This window comes from Agathobaculum sp. NTUH-O15-33 (genome assembly GCF_033193315.1).
In the GTDB taxonomy this organism is placed as follows: Bacteria; Bacillota; Clostridia; order Oscillospirales; family Butyricicoccaceae; genus Agathobaculum; species Agathobaculum faecihominis_A.
In genome coordinates this window covers 1-18,943 of sequence record NZ_CP136187.1, presented here as the reverse complement: position 1 = coordinate 18,943, position 18,943 = coordinate 1, and the positions used below count along the sequence as shown (strand labels likewise).

At 54.7% G+C, this 18,943-nt stretch carries 13 protein-coding genes; 9 read left to right on the top strand and 4 right to left on the bottom strand.

Annotation, left to right across the window (positions count from 1 at the left end; translation table 11 throughout):
• The first annotated feature begins 78 nt into the window (after positions 1 to 78).
• Positions 79 to 1,674, top strand: coding sequence for a hypothetical protein (locus tag RWV98_RS00065; RefSeq protein WP_270810233.1), 1,596 nt, complete (start codon positions 79 to 81; stop codon positions 1,672 to 1,674).
• Here RWV98_RS00065 and RWV98_RS00060 read toward each other — a convergent pair.
• Positions 1,671 to 2,366: a response regulator transcription factor gene (locus RWV98_RS00060; RefSeq protein ID WP_270810235.1), complete on the bottom strand. Its 696-nt coding sequence runs from the start codon at positions 2,364 to 2,366 to the stop codon at positions 1,671 to 1,673. The genes RWV98_RS00065 and RWV98_RS00060 overlap by 4 nt on opposite strands.
• Before the next feature lie 305 nt (positions 2,367 to 2,671).
• Here RWV98_RS00060 and RWV98_RS00055 point away from each other — a divergent pair, with 305 nt between their 5' ends.
• From RWV98_RS00055 to RWV98_RS00045, 3 genes are all read left to right on the top strand, one after another.
• On the top strand, positions 2,672 to 9,160 hold the full coding sequence (locus RWV98_RS00055) for a leucine-rich repeat domain-containing protein (RefSeq protein WP_317862940.1): 6,489 nt from the start codon (positions 2,672 to 2,674) through the stop codon (positions 9,158 to 9,160).
• Between the two features lie 92 nt (positions 9,161 to 9,252).
• Positions 9,253 to 9,948 (top strand): response regulator transcription factor, encoded by a 696-nt coding sequence (locus RWV98_RS00050; RefSeq protein WP_317865804.1) that lies wholly within the window; start codon positions 9,253 to 9,255, stop codon positions 9,946 to 9,948.
• Between the two features lie 492 nt (positions 9,949 to 10,440).
• A complete protein-coding gene (locus RWV98_RS00045) occupies positions 10,441 to 10,851 on the top strand; it encodes a sigma factor-like helix-turn-helix DNA-binding protein (protein ID WP_317862938.1) in 411 nt (136 codons plus the stop codon).
• Positions 10,852 to 10,956: 105 nt separating this feature from the next.
• Here the strand turns inward: RWV98_RS00045 and RWV98_RS00040 are convergent, their stop codons facing one another.
• Positions 10,957 to 11,133 (bottom strand): hypothetical protein, encoded by a 177-nt coding sequence (locus RWV98_RS00040; RefSeq protein ID WP_317862936.1) that lies wholly within the window; start codon positions 11,131 to 11,133, stop codon positions 10,957 to 10,959.
• 367 nt (positions 11,134 to 11,500) lie between these two features.
• Between RWV98_RS00040 and RWV98_RS00035 the strand changes: the two genes are divergently transcribed.
• The 5 genes from RWV98_RS00035 (at position 11,501) to RWV98_RS00015 (ending at position 16,301) form a co-directional block, all read left to right on the top strand.
• Positions 11,501 to 11,887 (top strand): type II toxin-antitoxin system PemK/MazF family toxin, encoded by a 387-nt coding sequence (locus RWV98_RS00035; protein ID WP_317862935.1) that lies wholly within the window; start codon positions 11,501 to 11,503, stop codon positions 11,885 to 11,887.
• 13 nt (positions 11,888 to 11,900) lie between these two features.
• Positions 11,901 to 12,290 (top strand): recombinase family protein, encoded by a 390-nt coding sequence (locus tag RWV98_RS00030; RefSeq protein WP_317862933.1) that lies wholly within the window; start codon positions 11,901 to 11,903, stop codon positions 12,288 to 12,290.
• Between the two features lie 104 nt (positions 12,291 to 12,394).
• Positions 12,395 to 12,592 carry a hypothetical protein gene (locus RWV98_RS00025; protein ID WP_308589420.1) on the top strand — a complete coding sequence of 66 codons (198 nt, stop codon included), beginning with the start codon at positions 12,395 to 12,397 and terminating at the stop codon, positions 12,590 to 12,592.
• Between the two features lie 151 nt (positions 12,593 to 12,743).
• Complete coding sequence (locus tag RWV98_RS00020) at positions 12,744 to 14,429, top strand: recombinase family protein (RefSeq protein ID WP_317862929.1); 1,686 nt, start codon at positions 12,744 to 12,746, stop codon at positions 14,427 to 14,429.
• A 231-nt stretch (positions 14,430 to 14,660) separates the two neighbouring features.
• A complete protein-coding gene (locus RWV98_RS00015) occupies positions 14,661 to 16,301 on the top strand; it encodes a recombinase family protein (RefSeq protein WP_317862927.1) in 1,641 nt (546 codons plus the stop codon).
• Positions 16,302 to 16,324: 23 nt separating this feature from the next.
• Here the strand turns inward: RWV98_RS00015 and RWV98_RS00010 are convergent, their stop codons facing one another.
• Complete coding sequence (locus RWV98_RS00010; protein WP_317862925.1) at positions 16,325 to 17,431, bottom strand: MvaI/BcnI family restriction endonuclease; 1,107 nt, start codon at positions 17,429 to 17,431, stop codon at positions 16,325 to 16,327.
• Positions 17,432 to 17,486: 55 nt separating this feature from the next.
• Positions 17,487 to 18,440 (bottom strand): DNA cytosine methyltransferase, encoded by a 954-nt coding sequence (locus RWV98_RS00005; protein ID WP_317865802.1) that lies wholly within the window; start codon positions 18,438 to 18,440, stop codon positions 17,487 to 17,489.
• Positions 18,441 to 18,943: the final 503 nt, after the last annotated feature.

The window sequence follows — 18,943 nt, the reverse complement described above, 5'->3', positions numbered from 1 at the left end:
CCAGCAGACCGCAGAGAATACCCGGTAAAAATGTCCGTCTTTGCTTTGCCATAGAGTCACATCCTTTCTGGAGGTAGTATGAAACGACGTAAAATAAAACAGGGAGTTTTACTGCTTGCCATCACGTTTTTGCTGTTCGGAACCCTGCCATGTCAGGCTATGACAGCCGAACAGCCGCAGGAGGTATCCTCGATGCGTGAGCTGCTTACATGGTATCACGGACTGACCGGCACAGGACTGCAAGAGTGCGGTGTTACCGCTCCCGCTGTCTGTTCGGGCGAGGTCGTTTTAGAGCCGACCTCCTGCCGCGTTGACATTATTTTTATCAACGGTTTACATATCCCATCAGGTTCAAAGCTGACGGTTGATAATCCGAATCTGGTATTAATGGGGCCGCCTCCGGTGATCGTGGTGGAAAAGGGCGGCGTACTGCAAATCCGCCGTTTGAACGCGCTGTCTGGCGAAGCTATGCCGACCGGCGCAATCGTGGTGGAAAAGGGAGGAACGCTTCTGCTCGAAAACGGCGTCACGCTCCCGGACGGCGTGGTGCAAAATCAAAATCCGCCTCCGAACATTTTGCCGCCAATCGTAGAGCCGGAAACGGAAACGCCCACCGGTGAAACAGAAACATCTGCTGTGCCGGAAACGGCACCCAATCCCCAGCCGGACGCATCGGACAAGCTGGAGAACGATGTGGACGAGAAACCTCCCGCTGAAAAACCGTCCTTACAGGGATCGGTGCTCAAGGTGACGGAAAAAGGAGTGCTGTCCGCCCGTCTGACTGTCCCGTTTGTTGACCCTCTCATCACAGAATCGGTGACAATAGAGCGCAGCCGGGATTCCCTGACATGGAATGCGGAATATGTTTTCCGCTGGAATAAAGACGATCAGGAATTTCAATCGGAAAACGGGCAGTTTGGAATCCTTGGCAGTAAAAACCGTAGCGACAGAAGCAAAACCGATTTTCAATACCTTGCCAAGTTGTCCGGCGCGCCCTTTTATCTTCGCGTCACGGTAACCGGTGCGGACGGAACAAAAACGGTCAGCAATCCTATTCAACTGACAGAACCGCCTGTCGGCCAATATCAGGGAAGCGACGATTACGAGGATAACGAAGGCAACCGGGGCGGCGGCGGTCAGGGGACATCTGACCGGGAGGCACAGAAAGAGGCCGCATCTTCTGGCGGCGGCAGTTTGCCCGCCACATCAAAGGAAAAGACGGAAGCCTTTACCGGAACGGCACTGCCCGCTGAATCCAACCTTCCGCTCTCACCCCAAGCGGGAGCGGATGCTTTTGCACCGCCAGCGACAGAACCGCCTTTGCCGTCCACTCCAAACACCGTGACAGAATCGCCCTTGCCCTCCGCGCCGCATACCGAAACGGAATCCACTTTGCAAGATTCCTCACAGGCAGGAACAAATGCTTCTCCGTCACAGGCAACCGAAGATAAACCACTGGCTTCTGTGGAAGAACAGGCGCAGGCCGTGGACGAAGAGGCGGTTTCCTCTGCCGGTGAAGGTGTCCTTGTAGCAGGACAGTCTGATCAGAAAGAAGAAAAAGTCACGCCGGACAGTACCGCCAGAGGCGGACTGGCGGCTGCTGCCACGCTGGTACTCTGCGGTATCATATGGGCAGCCACGCGAATCAAATCGTTCAAGAGGAAGAAGTCTTAATCGGCTTCTTCCTCTTTTCCGTTTGGACGGAAATAAAATCCTTTACCCCACCGTCGGCCAATATACTGATAATCGGGGAGCGCGTCCTCCAGCTTGCAGCGCATCCGCGCCAAATGGGTACGCACAGTCTGCACATTTCCCAGATCAGGCAGCTTCCAAATCTCGCGGTAGATTTCGTCCAAGGAAAATATCTTTTCAGGCTGGCGGGCCAGCAGAAGCAGGATGTCAAATTCGTAAGCAGTAAGCGCGAGCGCACTTCCGTTTACCATCGCCCGCCGCAGACTACCGTCGATGACCAGCGGCCCGAATGAAAGCAGCTCCCGCCGGATGCCATGATTTCCCCGAATGCGTGCGTTCACGCGCAGTTCCAATTCCCGCAGTTCGTAGGGCTTTGTGAGATAATCCGCTGCGCCCAGCTCAAATCCCCGATAAATACACTCCTGCTCGGTCAGACTGGTGAGGAAGATGACCGGAGGCATCTCTTTTTCCTGAAGCTGGCGGCAGATTTCCCATCCGTCCGTTTCCGGCATCAGTATATCAAGCACAATACAGTCCAGAGCTTCGCCTGTCCAGATTTCCCGTGCTTCCGAAACATTCTTCGCCGTAAATACCCGAAAGCCATGCTTCTCAAAATAAATGCGGTTGACCCGCAGAAAGCTCATATCATCGTCGATAAACAATACAGACGCCAATCGCCGTACCTCCTTTCCTTGCTTATGGGTTCAGTATAGCACGGGCAGGGGGAAAACACATAGATACAAATTATAAGAATGTTATAAGATTTCTTCTTTTCCGCCACAAATTGTTTGGAAATTGATATAATCAGGGCAAGGATTCGGGAGCGCGGGAGCGCTTCCTTTTTGCATATTGGGGGAAGGAGGATTTTATATCGTGCGATGTGCGGGAGGACATATGCAGCGTCCCTGCGACAGTTCGCTATAAGAAAGATGTGAAATGCTATATGGCTATAAAATTAATTTGAAATGGAGGTTTTACTATGAACAACTGGTTTAGGAAACTCCCGCAGTCATTGGTACAAAGCGGGAAAAAACACAAAGGATTAAAATATCCGATTTTGCTGCTGCTCCTTTTGATGGCGGCGGTCTGCCGTGGGATTGACGCAGTGGGAACACTGGCGCGCCCGACCATGCGGCGCAGGGTGATGGCGGCGGCGTTGACCGTCTGCATGGTGTTCACCATGATGCCGATTCAGACATTTGCGGCGGAAGCGAGACAAAGCGGCGGCTTATGTGAGCACCACCCTGTCCACACGGAGGAATGCGGTTACTCGGAGGGGACAGACGGGTCGCCCTGTACCCATGAACACAAGGTGAATGGCGGCGAAGCCGACAGAGAGGGTGGCCTGGGCCATACCGAGGACTGCTATAAAGAAGTGACAAAGTGTGTGCATGAACACACCGCAGAATGTTACCCAGATGACAACAGCGTATCCGACAATGACGCCACTCCGTCAGATGCGACAGAAAAAGAACCTACGGAATGCACCCATTTTTGCAGCGAGGAAACAGGCTGCGTGACCGAGGTGCAGGACTGCCCTCATGAGCATGATGACGCCTGCGGTTATGTGGAGGCAGTGGCGGATACGCCCTGCGGCTATACCTGCGACTTGTGTGCTGCACAGGACAACGGCAATTCCGGACAAAATGTTCAGCCGCCGGTCTGCGACTGTGATGAGCCATGTGTGGAGGGGGATATGAACACAGCCTGTCCCGTCTGCGGGGCCGAGGGTGCGGTTCCATCGGACTGCGGCGCTCTCCCTACGCTACTGAATGCGTCGATGCCTGCCGGTACGCCTATTACCGGTGACGGCTATTCCTTTGACCCGGACAGTTGCGAACTGACCATCAGCAGCGATGATGGCACAACGGCATGGAGGAGTGATAGCCAAATATCAACGGACAATCAATACCCGAATGTACTCTCTGTTGTACTGGCGGATACCGTAACCGCCATTGGGGACAATGCGTTTTCCAATTGCACGAACCTGACAAGTATCCAACTGCCTGACACGCTGACATCCATCGGGAACCGTGCGTTCAGCTACTGTTCCCAAGATGGGGAAATATCTCTGGATTTGTCCGGCTGCACTGACCTAACCTCTATTGGGGAATATACGTTTTATTGCTTTGACGGGCTGACGAATATCCAACTGCCGAACACGCTGACCTCCATCGGGAACCGTGCGTTTAGCGAGTGTCGGAAGCTTACATCTCTGGATATGTCTGGCTGTACTGACCTGACCTCTATCGAAACTAACGCATTTAATAATTGTACGAAACTAGAAACCATCAACCTGCCCAATAGCCTGAGCTCTCTCGGGGAGATGGCGTTTTACGGATGCCTTATGGCACTTACATCTCTGGATTTGTCTGGCTGTACTGGCCTGACCTCTATTGGGCGAAAGACGTTTTATAGCTGCAGAGGCTTAGAATCAGTCAAGCTGCCAAGCACTCTGGCATCCATCGGGAATGAAGTGTTCGATAGCTGTGCGCTCCTTGCGGAAGTTACATTCACTGGGAAGAACGCCCCCACTTTAGGACTTTACGTGTTTTCAGGTACCTCTGCGTCGCTCAAAATTATAGTCCCTGCAGACGGTACCGGATACACCGGTACTACTGCCAGCACCAACTGGAAAGCTCTGGCAGATAAAATTCAGCAGCCTTCCGAGGACGATGCCAACAACGACGGCTACCATGACGGCGATGTGGCGGTAATCAATGCGATGATTGACAGCAACGAATTGTCTGCCACAAAGGACGACCCGGCAGATTGGAGTTTTACCATATGGGACAGCAACAGTCCCAAAAGAATAACAAAATTAGGCGTATCCAGCAAATCCCTCACTGGGGAGCTGGACGTTTCTGGCCTGACAAGCCTGACCTATCTGGACTGCCGCTATAACCAACTGGTGGCGCTTTCCGTCTCCGGCCTGACGAGCCTGACCGTGCTATACTGCAACTCCAACCAACTGACGGCGCTGGATGTGTCCGGCCTGACGAGCCTGACCGAGCTGAATTGCAGCTCCAACCAGCTGACGGCGCTGGATGTGTCCGACCTGACGAGCCTGACCGAGCTGTACTGCAACTCCAACCAGCTGACGGCGCTGGATGTGAGCGGTCTGACGAACTTGACCGCGCTGTACTGCGGGAATAACCCATTCGCTTCCCTCAAGTTGTCAGATACGTTGAGCCTGACCGTTCCCGCCACGGAGGGCGGGACAGTTAAATGTACCGGCTACACACACAGCTCTAAATCCGTGAAATTAAAGGCAACGGCTGATACCGGCTATACCTTTGAGAAGTGGACAGCGGAGGGCGTGACACTGACCGATGATACCGCAAACCCGGTGACATTCACGCTGGACGGGAATATCACCGTCACGCCGGTATATGCTGACGAAAGCACCGACCCCGACGATACCAACGGCGACGGCTACCACGACGGCGATGTGGCGGCGATCAATGCGATCATTGAAAACAACGGATTATCGGCCACAAAGGACGGCCCTGTAACATGGGACTTTGCCACATGGAGCAGTACCAGCCCTAAAAGAATTACCGAGCTGGACTTACGGAATAAGTCCCTCACCGGGACACTGGATGTCTCCGGCCTGACGAGCCTGACCAGGCTGAACTTCAACAAGAACCAGCTGACGGCGCTGAACGTGAGTGACCTGACGAACTTGGGCACGCTGGACTGCAGCTCCAACCAGCTAACGGAGCTGGACGTGAGCAGCCTGACGAGCCTGACCCATCTGGTGTGCAACAATAACCAGCTGACGGCGTTGGACGTGAGCGGCCTGACGAGCCTGATCAGGCTGGAGTGCATCGTTAACAAACTGACGACCCTGAACGTGAGTGACCTGACGAGCCTGACCCAGCTGTACTGCAACTCTAACCCACTTACTTCCCTCAAGTTGTCAGATACGTTGAGCCTGACCGTTCCCGCCACGACGGGCGGGACGGTTGAATGTACCAGCTACACACACAGCTCTAAATCCGTGGAATTACAGGCAACGGCGGATACCGACTATACCTTTGAAAAATGGACAGTGGAGGGCGTGACGCTGACCGACGATACCGCAAACCCGGTGACATTTACACTGAACGGGAATATCATAATCACCCCGGTTTATGATGACGGAAGCAGTGACCCCAACGATGCCAACAAAGACGGCTACCATGACGGCGACGTGGCGGTGATCAATGCGATGATTGACAGTAACGGATTGTCCGCCACAAAGGACGATCCGGCAACATGGGACTTTGCCACATGGGACAGCAGCAGTCCTAAAAGAATTACCGTATTGAACTTATATAACAAATCACTCACCGGGACACTGGGTGTGTCCGGCCTGACGAGCCTGACCGAGCTGAACTGCACATTTAACGAACTGACGGCGCTGGACGTGAGCGGTCTGGCGGGCCTGACCTATCTGTACTGCTACTATAACCAGCTGGCGGAGCTGAACGTGAGCGGTCTGACGAGCCTGAGAGGTCTGTCCTGCAACGATAACCAGCTGACGGCGCTGAACGTGAGCGGCCTGACGAGCCTGACCTATCTGGACTGCTACAATAACCAGCTAACGGCGCTGAACGTGAGCGGCCTGACGAGTCTGCCCGAGCTGGACTGCTCCAATAACCGGCTGACGGCGTTGGACGTGAGCGGCCTGACGGACCTGACCAAGCTGGACTGCTCCAAAAACCAGCTGGCGGCGCTGAACGTGAGCGACCTGACGAGCCTGACCGAGCTGTACTGCTACAAGAACCAGCTGACGGCGCTGAACGTGAGCGGCCTGACGAGCCTGACCGAGCTGGACTGCTCCAATAACCATCTGACGGCGCTGGATGTTTCCGGCCTGATGAGCCTGACCTATCTGGGCTGCGAAGAGAACCCATTGGCTTCCCTCAAGCTGTCAGATACGTTGAGCCTGACCGTTCCCGCCACGGAGGGCGGGACAGTTATGCTGACCAGTTACACACACAACTCCAAATCCGTGAAATTACAGGCAACGGCTGACAACGGCTATACCTTTGAAAAATGGACGGCAAGCGGGACAACGCTGACCGACGATACCTCAAACCCGGTGACATTCACACTGGACTGGAATATCACAGTCACGCCGGTTTACTCCGGCGGCATCCCCGCACCTACCGTCACCTCCGTGGAGATAACGCCAAAAACCGCAAGTGTGCAAAAAGGAATGACACAGCAATTTGGCGCAGCCGTGACAGGAACGGACAGCCCCGCACAGACCGTGACATGGACGGTAACCGGCGGCAAAGCTGGCACAAGTATCAGTACCAGCGGACTTTTGACCGTAGCGTCTGATGAAACGGCGGCGACCCTTACCGTAACCGCCACGTCCACTGTGGACACCACAAAGAGCGGGACGGCCACGGTAACTGTGACAAGCACTCCTGTCACGAAGTATATTTTAACAGTTACAAATGGAACAGGTGGAGGCAGCTATGAAGCGGGTGCGGTGGTGTCGATTACGGCAGGCCCAGCACCGCAGGGACAAATATTTGACAAGTGGATAAGCGCGGACGGCGTGAGCTTCGGAAACGCAGCCAGTGCCACCACAACGATTACGATGCCCGCAAAGGCCGTAACCGTAGCAGCGACCTATAAGGATTCGCCTGTTGCCGTATCTCACACAATTACCGCAAGTGCGGGGACTGGTGGTTCTATTTCACCGAGCGGCACAGTGAACGTAAATGACGGTGCAAACCAAACATTTACGATTACTGCAAACAGCAATTACAGCATTTCGTCTGTGACTGTTGACGGCGTAAACCAAGGGGGAATCAGCACTTATACCTTTAGCGGTGTAACTGCCAATCATACGATTTCCGCAACCTTTAGCTATAACGGCGGCGGTTCCTCTGGTGGGGGAAGTGGTTCCGGCGGCAGTTCTTCTTCCGGCAGCCAGACCGACAAACCGTCGCAATCCATGACCGGCTCCACCACAACGAATGTGACCGTGGACGGGAGCGGCAACGCAAATGTGACCGTGACAAACCAGAACGTCAATGACGCGATTGCGGCGGCGAAGGCCGAGGCGCAGAAACAGGGCGTCAATGTCAAGGATGTTTCCGTGGTGATCAATGTCGCAACCGACAAGGCCGCGACGCAGATCACCGCCAACCTGCCGAAAACTGTGCAGGACAGCCTGATTAGCAACAACGTTGGCGCGGTTGAAATTAAGAGCGATACCGTAACCATACGGTTCAGCCAGACAGCGATCCAGCAGATGAACAGTCAGGCGCAGGCCGATGTGACAATCACAGCGGCAAAGGCAGATAACAGCAAACTGACCGGCGAGGCAAAGACGCTCATCGGCTCCCGCCCGGTGTTCGACTTCACGGCAACCTATGGGGACGGCAAGCGTATCACCGATTTTGGAACGGGCAGCGTCTACATCGCGATCCCCTACACGCTGGGAGCAAATGAAAAAGCGGAAAATGTGCAGGTATACTACATTGACGGGGATGGCGTTCCTCATGGCCAGCTCTCTACCTACGATACCAATCGGAAAGCGGCGGTTGTCATTACCAGCCACTATTCTACTTATGCGGTCGGCTACAAGGCCAGCGCACAGGCATTTGGCGATATTGCCAATCATTGGGCAAAATCGGATATTGAGTATGTGACGAGCCGTGGACTGCTTAACGGAACCGGAAAGACTACGTTCTCCCCGGACAGCACTATGACACGCGGTATGTTTGTGACCGCTTTGGGGCGTCTGGCCGGTATCAACCCGAATGACTACAAGACTTCCAGCTTCACTGATGTGAAAGTGAATGCCTACTATGCCCCTTATGTGGAATGGGCGGCGCAGAAGAACATCGTAAGCGGAACTGGCGACAAATTATTCAGCCCTGATCTGGAAATCACCCGTGAGCAGATGGCGGTCATCATGGTGAACTACGCCGGGAAGATGGGCTATTCCATCGCCTCCCCGCATAAAGCTGTGACCTTTGCGGATAACGCTTCCATCAGCGAGTGGGCGGCAAAAGACGTTTCCATCATGCAGCAGGCCGGTGTCCTCATGGGCAGGGACGGCAACCGCTTTGACCCGCAGGGGGCGGCTACCCGTGCCGAGGCTTCGGCGGTACTGCACCGGTTCGTGGAGCTTGTGATTGACCCGGTGAGCGCACAGGGCTGGACAAAGAACGATTCCGGTCATTGGCTCTGCTACAAGGACGGAAAAGCACTTACTGGCTGGCAGACCGTGGACGGCCTGCGATACTTCTTCAATGCTGACGGCGTGATGCACGAGGGCTGGAAACAGGATACCACGGCAGATAAGTGGTATTACTGGACAACCGGGGGCGCGGCTATCGGCTGGAAAGAGATTGACGGCAAATGGTATTACTTTAACGCTGACGGCACAATGGCTGTAAATACAAAAGTGGACGGCTATGAGATCGGCGCGGACGGCGCGAGAAAGGAAAAATAATCAGAAACGGGGGCGGCGGTTTTTACTGCCGTCCCCTCCAGTGTTTCAGACACGAAGCCACTGCCATGAACAGGGCGGGGAAAGGAGTGCATATGGAGAATAAAATTTTAATTATTGACGATGATCTGGAAAGCTGCAAACGGATCAAATACCACCTGCAGAACGACTGGACTGACGTGTACTACGCCACCTCGGTTCACGATGGGCTGAAGCAGCTGATGACACGGGATTACACGGTTCTCATCATGGATGTGTCTCTCTGCGAAACAGATGGATTGCTGCTGTTAAAAGAAATTCGCAAGATGAAAACGCTGCCTATTATAGCCATGTCCTCCAAGGGCGATCTGACTGAGAAAGCACAGGCGATCTCCTCCGGCGCGGACGATTACCTCATAAAACCACAGGGGCCGGACGATCTGGAGGACTGCATGTTGCACACACAGTCACTGATCCGGCGCTACACAGAGCTGAACCATATCCACGAACCAACCTATTCGATTGTTTCCTGTGGCAGCCTGATCATGAACCCTGAGCGGAGGACGGCTTTTTTCAAAGGCTCACCCATGAACCTCACCCGCAAGGAATACGACATGCTCCGGCTCCTCGCCGAAAATCCCGGCAGGGTGTATACCTACGAGCAGATATTCGGGCAGGTCTGGAATGAGGAATATGTGGGCAGCGCCAACACCATCTCCAAGCACGTCAGCCGCCTGCGCAAGAAAGAGCCGGGGCTTGAAATTGAAGCCGTCCATGATCTCGGCTACCGGTTAAACCCTAAAGATAATTAAGAAATAGCCTGTTGAAGCTAAAAACTTCAGCGGGCTATTTTTCTGTCATAACTTGCGATATAAGTCCTTTTAATGTCAGTCAAACGGAAGCGAAATGTCATAATCCCCCTGTATAATCCCCGGCATAACAAATTATGGGAATATACGAGTGCGTATGCCGTTGAAAGATTGACGCACCAAGGTTCCCGGATACCGGGGGAACCTGCCGTTGCGAACATGCCGGAACACTTCATGCCGATTACATAGCCAACTAAAAAACGCTGCAATCTCTGACAAGGGGATTGCGGCGTTTTTTCATTCGACAGGAAATCGGCCATCCCCTCTTATATCTCCGGCAAGTTACAGCATTTTACCAGCCGCGCCCAAATGCGGCCGGGCGTGGCTTTTTCCTTGTCATTCTCTGACAGTCGGCGGCGGTCTGCCCCGATGCCGTTCCCCGCCGCTTGTCCTCCGTTTTCGCCAACTCAACGAAAATCAAGGAGGACAAGCCAAATGGCAGAAGAAAAAATTTATACGATTGTTGTGAAGCGTCAGCGCGTGGAGGTCAGCGGGGCTGTCTACCACGCCTATCATCAGGCCCGTGAGGCCGAGCGTTACCAGCGCAAGCTCATCACGGATAACGAATACTCTCTGGAACGGTTTCAGGAGAACGGCGTGAATGTGGAGTACCGGCCCGGCGCTGTTCCTGATTTTGTGGACAGGCTGGTGCTTTTGGAGCAGGAGCAGCAGCTCCTCCGCGCCCTGCGGACTCTCACCGTGGAGGAACGGCTGCTGATCCACGAACTGTTCTACAACGGCAAAAGCGAGCGGGAACTGTCCGCCATGATCGCCGTGCCGCAGAAAACCATCAACGACCGGAAGCGGAAAATCCTCGCCAAGCTGCGCCGTCAGATGGAGAGCTGAAAAAATTTCAAAAAAGTTCCGCTCAACCCCGTCAGAAATTCCTTTATAGAAGTGAGGGGGATTATTTCCCTCCTCTGTACTTTGATAAATACCGCCGACAGGCGGTCATATCCAGCAGCACAGGTACATTCGCTGTTCAGCGGGAAACCGAAAAGCGGCATGGAAGAACGCGCCAAGACCACCTGTGGACAGGCTCTGCCCGTCCATCAAAACGATAGCATCAAAGGTGCCGAGCGAGAAGCGTCCGTTCCAAAAGCGATCCGTGGTGGATCGTTCCGCCAAGACCTGAACAGCCCATAATGATACTTCCGTCCAGTCACAGCCCCGCGCCAGCGGGATCACGCAATGAGGGCGGCTCCGGGAGAACCTCGGAGGGGTGAGATTCCCATGAGGGCCGACGCCGTATGAACGCGGCGTGAACCACGGCCCGCCTGTGCTGACTGCCCATGTGGGGCAATCCGGCCCCGCGCTCCGGGAAGTAGTGTCGAATAGGAGCAAGCGAAAACGAAGAACAAGCAAGACTTTCATGTCAGATACTACGGCGGCGGGCGCTCATACAGGCGACCAAGTCTCTAAAAGATGATACCCAATGGCGTCCGCCGCCATCCATGTGCCATGAAAGCACAGACACCCAAAGGAGGGATACGATATGCGAATCAGAAAAGGCGATCTGTTCTACGCCGACTTAACGCCGGTGATTGGAAGCGAGCAGGGCGGCGTCAGGCCGGTGCTCATCATACAAAACGATATCGGCAACCGCCACAGCCCCACCGTGATTGCGGCGGCGGTGACCAGCCGCGCCAATAAGAATCCCCTGCCCACCCATGTGGCCATCGGCGGGACGGAATGCGGCCTGCGCCGCAGTTCCACTGTGCTACTGGAGCAGGTGCGCACCATCGACCGCTCCCGGCTGCGCGAATACATAGGCCATCTGGATAGTGGCATCATGTGTGCCGTGAATCAGGGACTGGCGGTCAGCTTCGGCATGGAGCTGACCGGGGAACCTGTTCAGCAGATGTGTCTATCTCTTGGATAGGAGGTCAGAAAAAATGGAGCAAGCAAAACGCGCTTGGATTTACTGCCGGATCGACGCGCCGGAGGATCTGCACGGGGCGCTGAAGCGCCAGCGCCAACAGCTCATGGATTATGCGGAGCAGATGGGCTTTGAGGTAACGGGCAGCTCGCAGGATCAGGCCAGCGGGCTGAATAGGAACCGTCCCGGTCTGAACGAAGTCACGGAGGCGGCGAGGAACGGACGGATGGATGTGCTGATTGTTCGGGATATTTCGCGCATCGGCAGGGATACCTGCCAGACGATGGAGTATCTGGAGCAGCTCAGCCGGATGGGGGTTCAGACCTGTTCGCCGATGGAGGGCGTTCTGGATTTCACTTTTCAGAAAGTGATCCGGGACGCCCTTTCTCATATGGAGATGAAATAGGCGGTTTCACCATTCACGGAAAGAGGCAAGAGGACAATCCGTGCGGTCATAAACATAGAGGGAGGAATGCTATGCGCCATTTGCAATGTCTGGAGGGATCACCATTGACAAGAAAAGTGGAAACAGACCGTCTGGCCCCGGAAACGACCAGCTACAGGGAGAAACAGATCGGCGGCACCCTGTACCGGGTGACCAGCGTTTACACCGGAGAAAAGGAGCTTGGAGGCACGTTGGAGCAGCTCGCGGTGCGCAGGGTGCTCAGTGAAATCCAGCGCGGGAGCCGCGCGGCCTTAAATGGATAACCGTGGGGAAAATTTGTCGTTTCTCCGCTTGCTTTCTCCAAACTGATGCGGTAATGTGTGATGTACCGGGAAGCCCACGCCAAGGACGCCCGGCGCTAAAAGAGTATGCCGCGCACAGTATGGAAACTGGACATCGGGAGGTTAAATAAGGATGAAGAACAAAACATACTACGTCGGCATCTATGTCAGACTCAGCAACGAGGATGAGCGGTCTGGAGAATCGGTCAGCATCGAAAACCAGAAATCACTGCTCACCAAATATGTGAAGAAACAGGGATGGGTGCTCGTCGAAACCTACTGTGACGATGGATACTCAGGAACCAATTTCGACCGCCCCGCGTTCCAGCGTATGCTGGCGGACATCAAGGACGGACGGATCAACCTCGTCATCGTCAAGGACTTAAGCCGACTCGGCAGGAACCATGTGCTCGTCGGCCAGTTCACGGAGCAGATACTCCCCGCCTTCGGCTGCCGGTTCGTGGCGGTGAACAACAACATCGACACGCTGGATCGGGACAGCAACAACAACGACCTGATGGGATTTTTGAATCTTTTTAACGAGTTCCATTCGCGTGACACCAGCCGCAAGGTCAAGAGCGTCCGCAAAGCCTGCGCCGAGCAGGGGCAGTTCCTCGGAACCTACGCTCCCTTCGGCTACCGCAGGAGCGAGGATGACAAGCATCTGCTGGTCATCGACGAGGAAACCGCGCCCACGGTGCGCCGTATGTTCAAGCTGCGCTGTGAGGGAAAGAGCTTCCGCTCCATCGCAACCCAGTTCAACGCGGAGCACATCCCGCCTCCACGGGAGGTCTACTACCAGAGGAAAAAGGCCAAGAACCCCAAGAATGAAAACAGCCTCTGGAACGCCACCACGATCCAGAAAATCCTGCGCAGCGAGGTCTACATCGGGAACATGGTGCAGGGCAAGGTCGGCACCCTCTCCTACAAATCCAGAAAGCTCGTCCAAAAGGATCAGGAGGACTGGATACGGGTGGAGGGAACCCACGAGCCGCTCATCAGCATCGCCGTCTGGAATCAGGTGTGCGACATGGACGAGAAGAAATACCGCACCCGCAGGCAGAAATCGGACGGCCAGACCAGCATATTCACCGGCCTTGTCTACTGCGCCGACTGCGGCTTCAAGATGCGGGCGCAGGTGGAGCGGGGCAAGCACAAGGACGGCTCCGATTACAAGTACGTTTCCTTCCTGTGCGGCAATTACTCCCGCAGCGGCAAGACCGCCTGCACCACCCACTCCATCAGCGAAAAGGTGCTCACTGCCATCGCGGTTGAGGAAATCCGGGAAAAGGCCCGGATGGTGCAGTACGACGAGGAAGAACTGATCCGCCGCATCCTGCGGGAGAAAGACCGGGAAAACAGCGACCAGATCAGCCTGTATGAGCGGGAAATCCAGATGAACGAAACCCGGCTGTCCGATTTAGGGACGCTGATCCAGAACTTATACGAGGATCGGCTGAAGAACGCTATCCCGGAGGGCATCTTTCAGGGCCTGATGGAAAAGTACGACAAGGAACAGCAGGAGCGCCGCGACAGCATCAGCGATATGCAGAAGCGGCTGCGGGAGGCCAAGCGCAACGTCTGCGACGTGCAGACGTGGGCTGGCACCATTAAAAAATATGTTTTTCTGGAAGAACTCAGTCAGGACATCCTGCTGGAACTGATCGACCGCATCGAGGTCGGGGAAACACAGGTGATAAACGGCCAGAAGCTCCGCGACATCAAAATCGTTTACCGGATGGTGGGCGACATCAGCGGAGTGCGGCTGGAGGAAAGGACGGTGGAAGCCAATGAGCGCATTACAAAACAGGCCGTATAGGGTCGCGGTTTACTGCAGACTCGGTAAAGAAAATATAGAACCGGCTTCCGACGTCAGCATTGGGAATCAGATTTCTCTCCTGACCGACTGCGCCGGGAATCATGACTGGAGTATTCGTCAAGCAAAAGAGTGCTGTGCGGAGAGCCTTAGACACCCCGAATTTCAAAAGATAAGGCTGCCAGAAAATCTGCGCCGCAAGAGTGCGGTTCGCGGAAAGGACGGTGGCAACGGATGATGGCATCACAAAGCAGGCTGTATGAGGTCGGCATTTACGGCAGGCTCAGCAAAGAGGATTTAAAAGCAGCGGGCGAGGTCAGCCGTCCGGTCACCGCCTCCTTAAGCATCGAGCATCAGGTTTCCATCCTCACCGAATACGCCAAGGAACAGGGCTGGATTATCCGGCAGGTATACACGGATGACGGCTACAGCGGAGGCAACTTCGAGCGCCCCGGCTTCCAGCGCATGATCGAGGACGCCAAGGACGGGCGCATCAACCTGATTCTGGTCAAAGATCTCTCCCGGTTTGGCAGGGACTCGGTCGGTATCGGCTACTACACCGACGAGGTGCTGCCCTCCATCGGCTGCCGGTTCGTGGCCCTGTCGGACGGCATCGACTCCGAACAGGAGGACGGCGACGCGCTGCCACTCCTCTCCCTGCTCGGTGATTTTTACCTCAAAGACATCAGCCGGAAAATCAAGGCCGTCCTGCGGAGCAAAGCGGAAAACGGGGAATGCCTGATGGCCTATGTGCCATACGGCTACCAGAAAAGCCCGGAGGATAAGCACCGGCTGATCATTGATGAATACGCCGCCGGAGTGGTGCGGAAAATTTACAGCCTGCGGCTCCAGAACACAGGGTTCGCCGCCATCGCCCGCCAGCTCAACACCGAGGGCATCCTGCCGCCGAGGGCCTACTGGAACCGGCGAAACGGCAAGGAGAACGCCAAGGGGGCTTACAACCTCTGGCGCGACGCCACCGTCAAAACGATCCTGCGCAACGACGTGTACCTCGGCCACCTGACACAGATGGTGACCGGCACAGTCTCCTACAAGGACAAAACGCAGATCAGAAAAGACGAGGACGAATGGATACGCCACGAGAACATCCATGAGGCCATCATCGACCAGACCACATGGGACGCGGTGCAGCAGATCGACCTGAAGAAATCAATAAAGGTTTCCGCCCCGCAGCTTAGCCTTTTCTCCAGCCTGCTCGTGTGCGCGGACTGCGGCAGCAAGCTCACCTGCAACACGGAGAGCCAACGCCGCAAAAACGGCACGGTGGTTAAATACCGCTCCTACCACTGCCCGCTTTACTACCAGACCGGCAGAGCCGCCTGCTCCAGCCACACCATCTACGAGCTGGGCCTCATCGAACTGATAAGGGCGGACTTGGAAAAACACGCCGCGCGGGTACAATGCGACGAACAGCAGGTGCGGGAGGAACTACAGAAACGAGTCAGCACCGACCTGCCGGACGTGCGGTTTCTGGAGCAGGAAATCATGGGGCTTAAAAAACGGCTGGCGGAGTTGGACGGCAAATTTGCCACCCTTTATGAGGATAAGGTGCTGCGGAAGATTTCAGAGAACAGCTTCGACCTGCTGATGATCAATTACAATCAGGAGCGTCAGCAAGCCGGGGAACGGCTGGCGGAACTGGAGAAGAAACAGGCGGCCATCCAAAAGAAGTTTTTAGACATCGCCAAGTGGACGAAGCTGATCCGAAACTGCCTCGGCTTAAAGACCATCGACCGGGAGCTTTTAGAGGAACTGATCGACCACATCGAGATCGGTGAACGCAAAGTCATCGACGGAAAAAAGCAGCAGGACATAAAAATCGTTTACAAGTTTGTCGGCTCCCTTGACGAATAGCCGACAACATTACATACCTTTCCTTAACAACACTTGTTCAATGTGGTAAACTGCGGCGATCTGGAAAACAGTATTTTTTCGTATTGGAATTGCGCGATTTTTCCGTGCATGCGGGCCTTGCCCGCGACCCAAAGCGTGGCGGGATGTTTGCGGTATAGTTCCTCTTTGAGTGCCGAAAACGTCCAGAATGCCGTGAGTTCACTCTTCTTCGCCGCCGCATGCGTCCTGCGCAGTTCCACGCGCCGGTCCTCTTCGTTTACCTCTAAGTAAAAGCCCTGTGTGTTCTGTGGGGCCGCCTCGGAGCCTATTGTGATATAAAGGCTTTTCGCGCCGGGATGCTTGCTGGATTCGTATCCGTAATACCGGGCAAAGGCCGATACGCGCTGGCGGTCGTTCGGCTCGTACGCCGCGATCGGCGTGCCTTCAAAGCACGGCCGGAGCGTAAATAAGGTATCCAGCGTTTTTCCCGCCTTGGCTTTGATCTCGATCCGGCCTTTATAATCGGCGTCGCAACGGTTATTGGTTTCAATCCCAAGCAGCGCTTCCAGCGTATCGCCCACATCCTTGGGCGATATCTTCCCCGCGCCCTTTGCGTTGTCGTGGTAGCCGGAACGCACAATGCTTTCCAGCTTGGGCCGAAGTTCCTCCAAATACTGATAAACATCATCCACGCCCAGCCGCGCTTCCAGATCTGACGCCGCGGGGAAATGATGCGTCAGATTGATGATCATGACTTTGGGCTGGCCCTCTCCCCCTTTTGTACACGCTAAGTACAGCAGATCGCCTACATTGATCCATTGATCTTTGGCCTTTTGCCGGATCGACTCGATGGAAAAGCGCCGGTCGCCGCGCGCGTTTGCAACGCGGTAAAAATTCATTTTAACGCCATCCACCCTACCCGGCAAAATGAAATCGGCCGTGACCGATTTCCCGTTTTTGCCGCCGTGATCGAGCGCTTCATAATCGACAATGCCCGCTTGCAGCAGGATATCCCGAAAAAATCCGTTTGCATCCAGATTGTTTTTGTCGATCATGGTGAACGTCAAGCGAAGCAACGCGTAGTCTCCGCTGTTGTATCGCTGGATCAGGTTGATTTTCTCCATCTCATCTGGATAAGGGGTAAAAATCATTTTGCGCGCCTCCTCATGAAAGCTATCAGCATCTTCGTCTAGGGAGTTTGCCCGGTTATTTTATTTTTTTCAAAATTTCAGAGGCAATCGCGCGCGCCATAAGCGGCGGCACCGCATTGCCTACCTGCGTATACTGCGGCGTTTCCAGTTTACGGCGGTCGCCGCCGGTCGTTCGTTTGCCTTGGAACACAAAACTATCGTCAAAGGATTGCAGCCGCGCCATCTCCCGCACGGTCAGCGAACGGTTCGCGCCATAGTGCGTAAAATCATCCCCCAGCGTGACGATGGTGGTGCTCGGCCGGTCGGCGCGCAGGCATGTGTAATTTCTTTTGTTCGTCTGCAACAACGGATTTTGCGGTTCCTTGCTTTTCGCGACGGCGTAATCGCCGTATTGCCGGATCAAGGCATACCGGTTTTGCACCTCTTCATTGTGCTTGGAGGTTTCATGGTTATGCAGCTCCGCATATTGCTTTTTGCATTTCGGCATTTCTTCCGCGGCGTTCGCCGCCGTATAGGCGGGGGGATGATCCTTCAGCGCGGGAAATCTTCTGGCATCGAGCCTTCCGCGCTTGCTCCATTCCGCATACGTAAGGCATGGTTTTGCGCCGGCCAGCGCTTGCGGCGTGCCGTCCACCGCGCGGCGAACCGAGCCTTCCGGGCTATGCGTAAATTTATCCCAAAATTCTTTGGAATACGTGAGCTGATGATCGCCGATGCCAATATAGTTTAAATCGCCGATCGCTTCCGCTACGGTGACCTTTTGTCCGTCCGGCACAGCGCCCGGGATATGGGTGATCAGCTCCTGATCGTTGCGGCATCCAATAAACACCACGCGGATGCGGTTTTGCGGAACGCCAAAATCGGAGGCGTTGAGGACGATCTCTTTATCGATTCGATAGAGCGCGACCCGATCCGCGAGTTTTTTTATTTCAGCGCATGTCGCTTGGTCGCAGCAGGTAGAGACGATCGTCAGCACCCGGTTCAGCGTCGCAAACGCGCCTTCGCACATGATCTCCAGCGCCAATTTGATGTTTCGGGTCGCGGCGACCGCCTTATCGCTATGGGATGAGGCCACGATCAGATCGCATTGCTGGATTGCGATCTTAACGATTTCCGGCAGGCTCAGGTGATCGGTGATGCGGTCAAAGCGTTCTTTGTACGTGCTGCGGTTCAAATGGCTGGTGTTGATCTCAAACTTCACTTTGTCGCGGATATGGGTGATGTTATCCTCTCTTGCAATCAAATTCAGCGCTTGCCGTATCACGTTTCTATCGTCTTCCGGCGTTTCCTTATTATTTCTGAACGCTTCGACAAACATATCGGATAGGGCGGCGCAAAACGTTTGCAGCATGCGATTGGGTACGTCGTTCTTATTTTCCAATAACGCTTTTTGCATAAAATCGCGTTGGCTGGCCGAAAGCTCCAGCGCATGCAGCTTTTCCATCGCCGCAATATAATCTTCGCGCCTTACCTGCATATCGGCTTCATGCTGGAAGCATATTTGTAAAACGC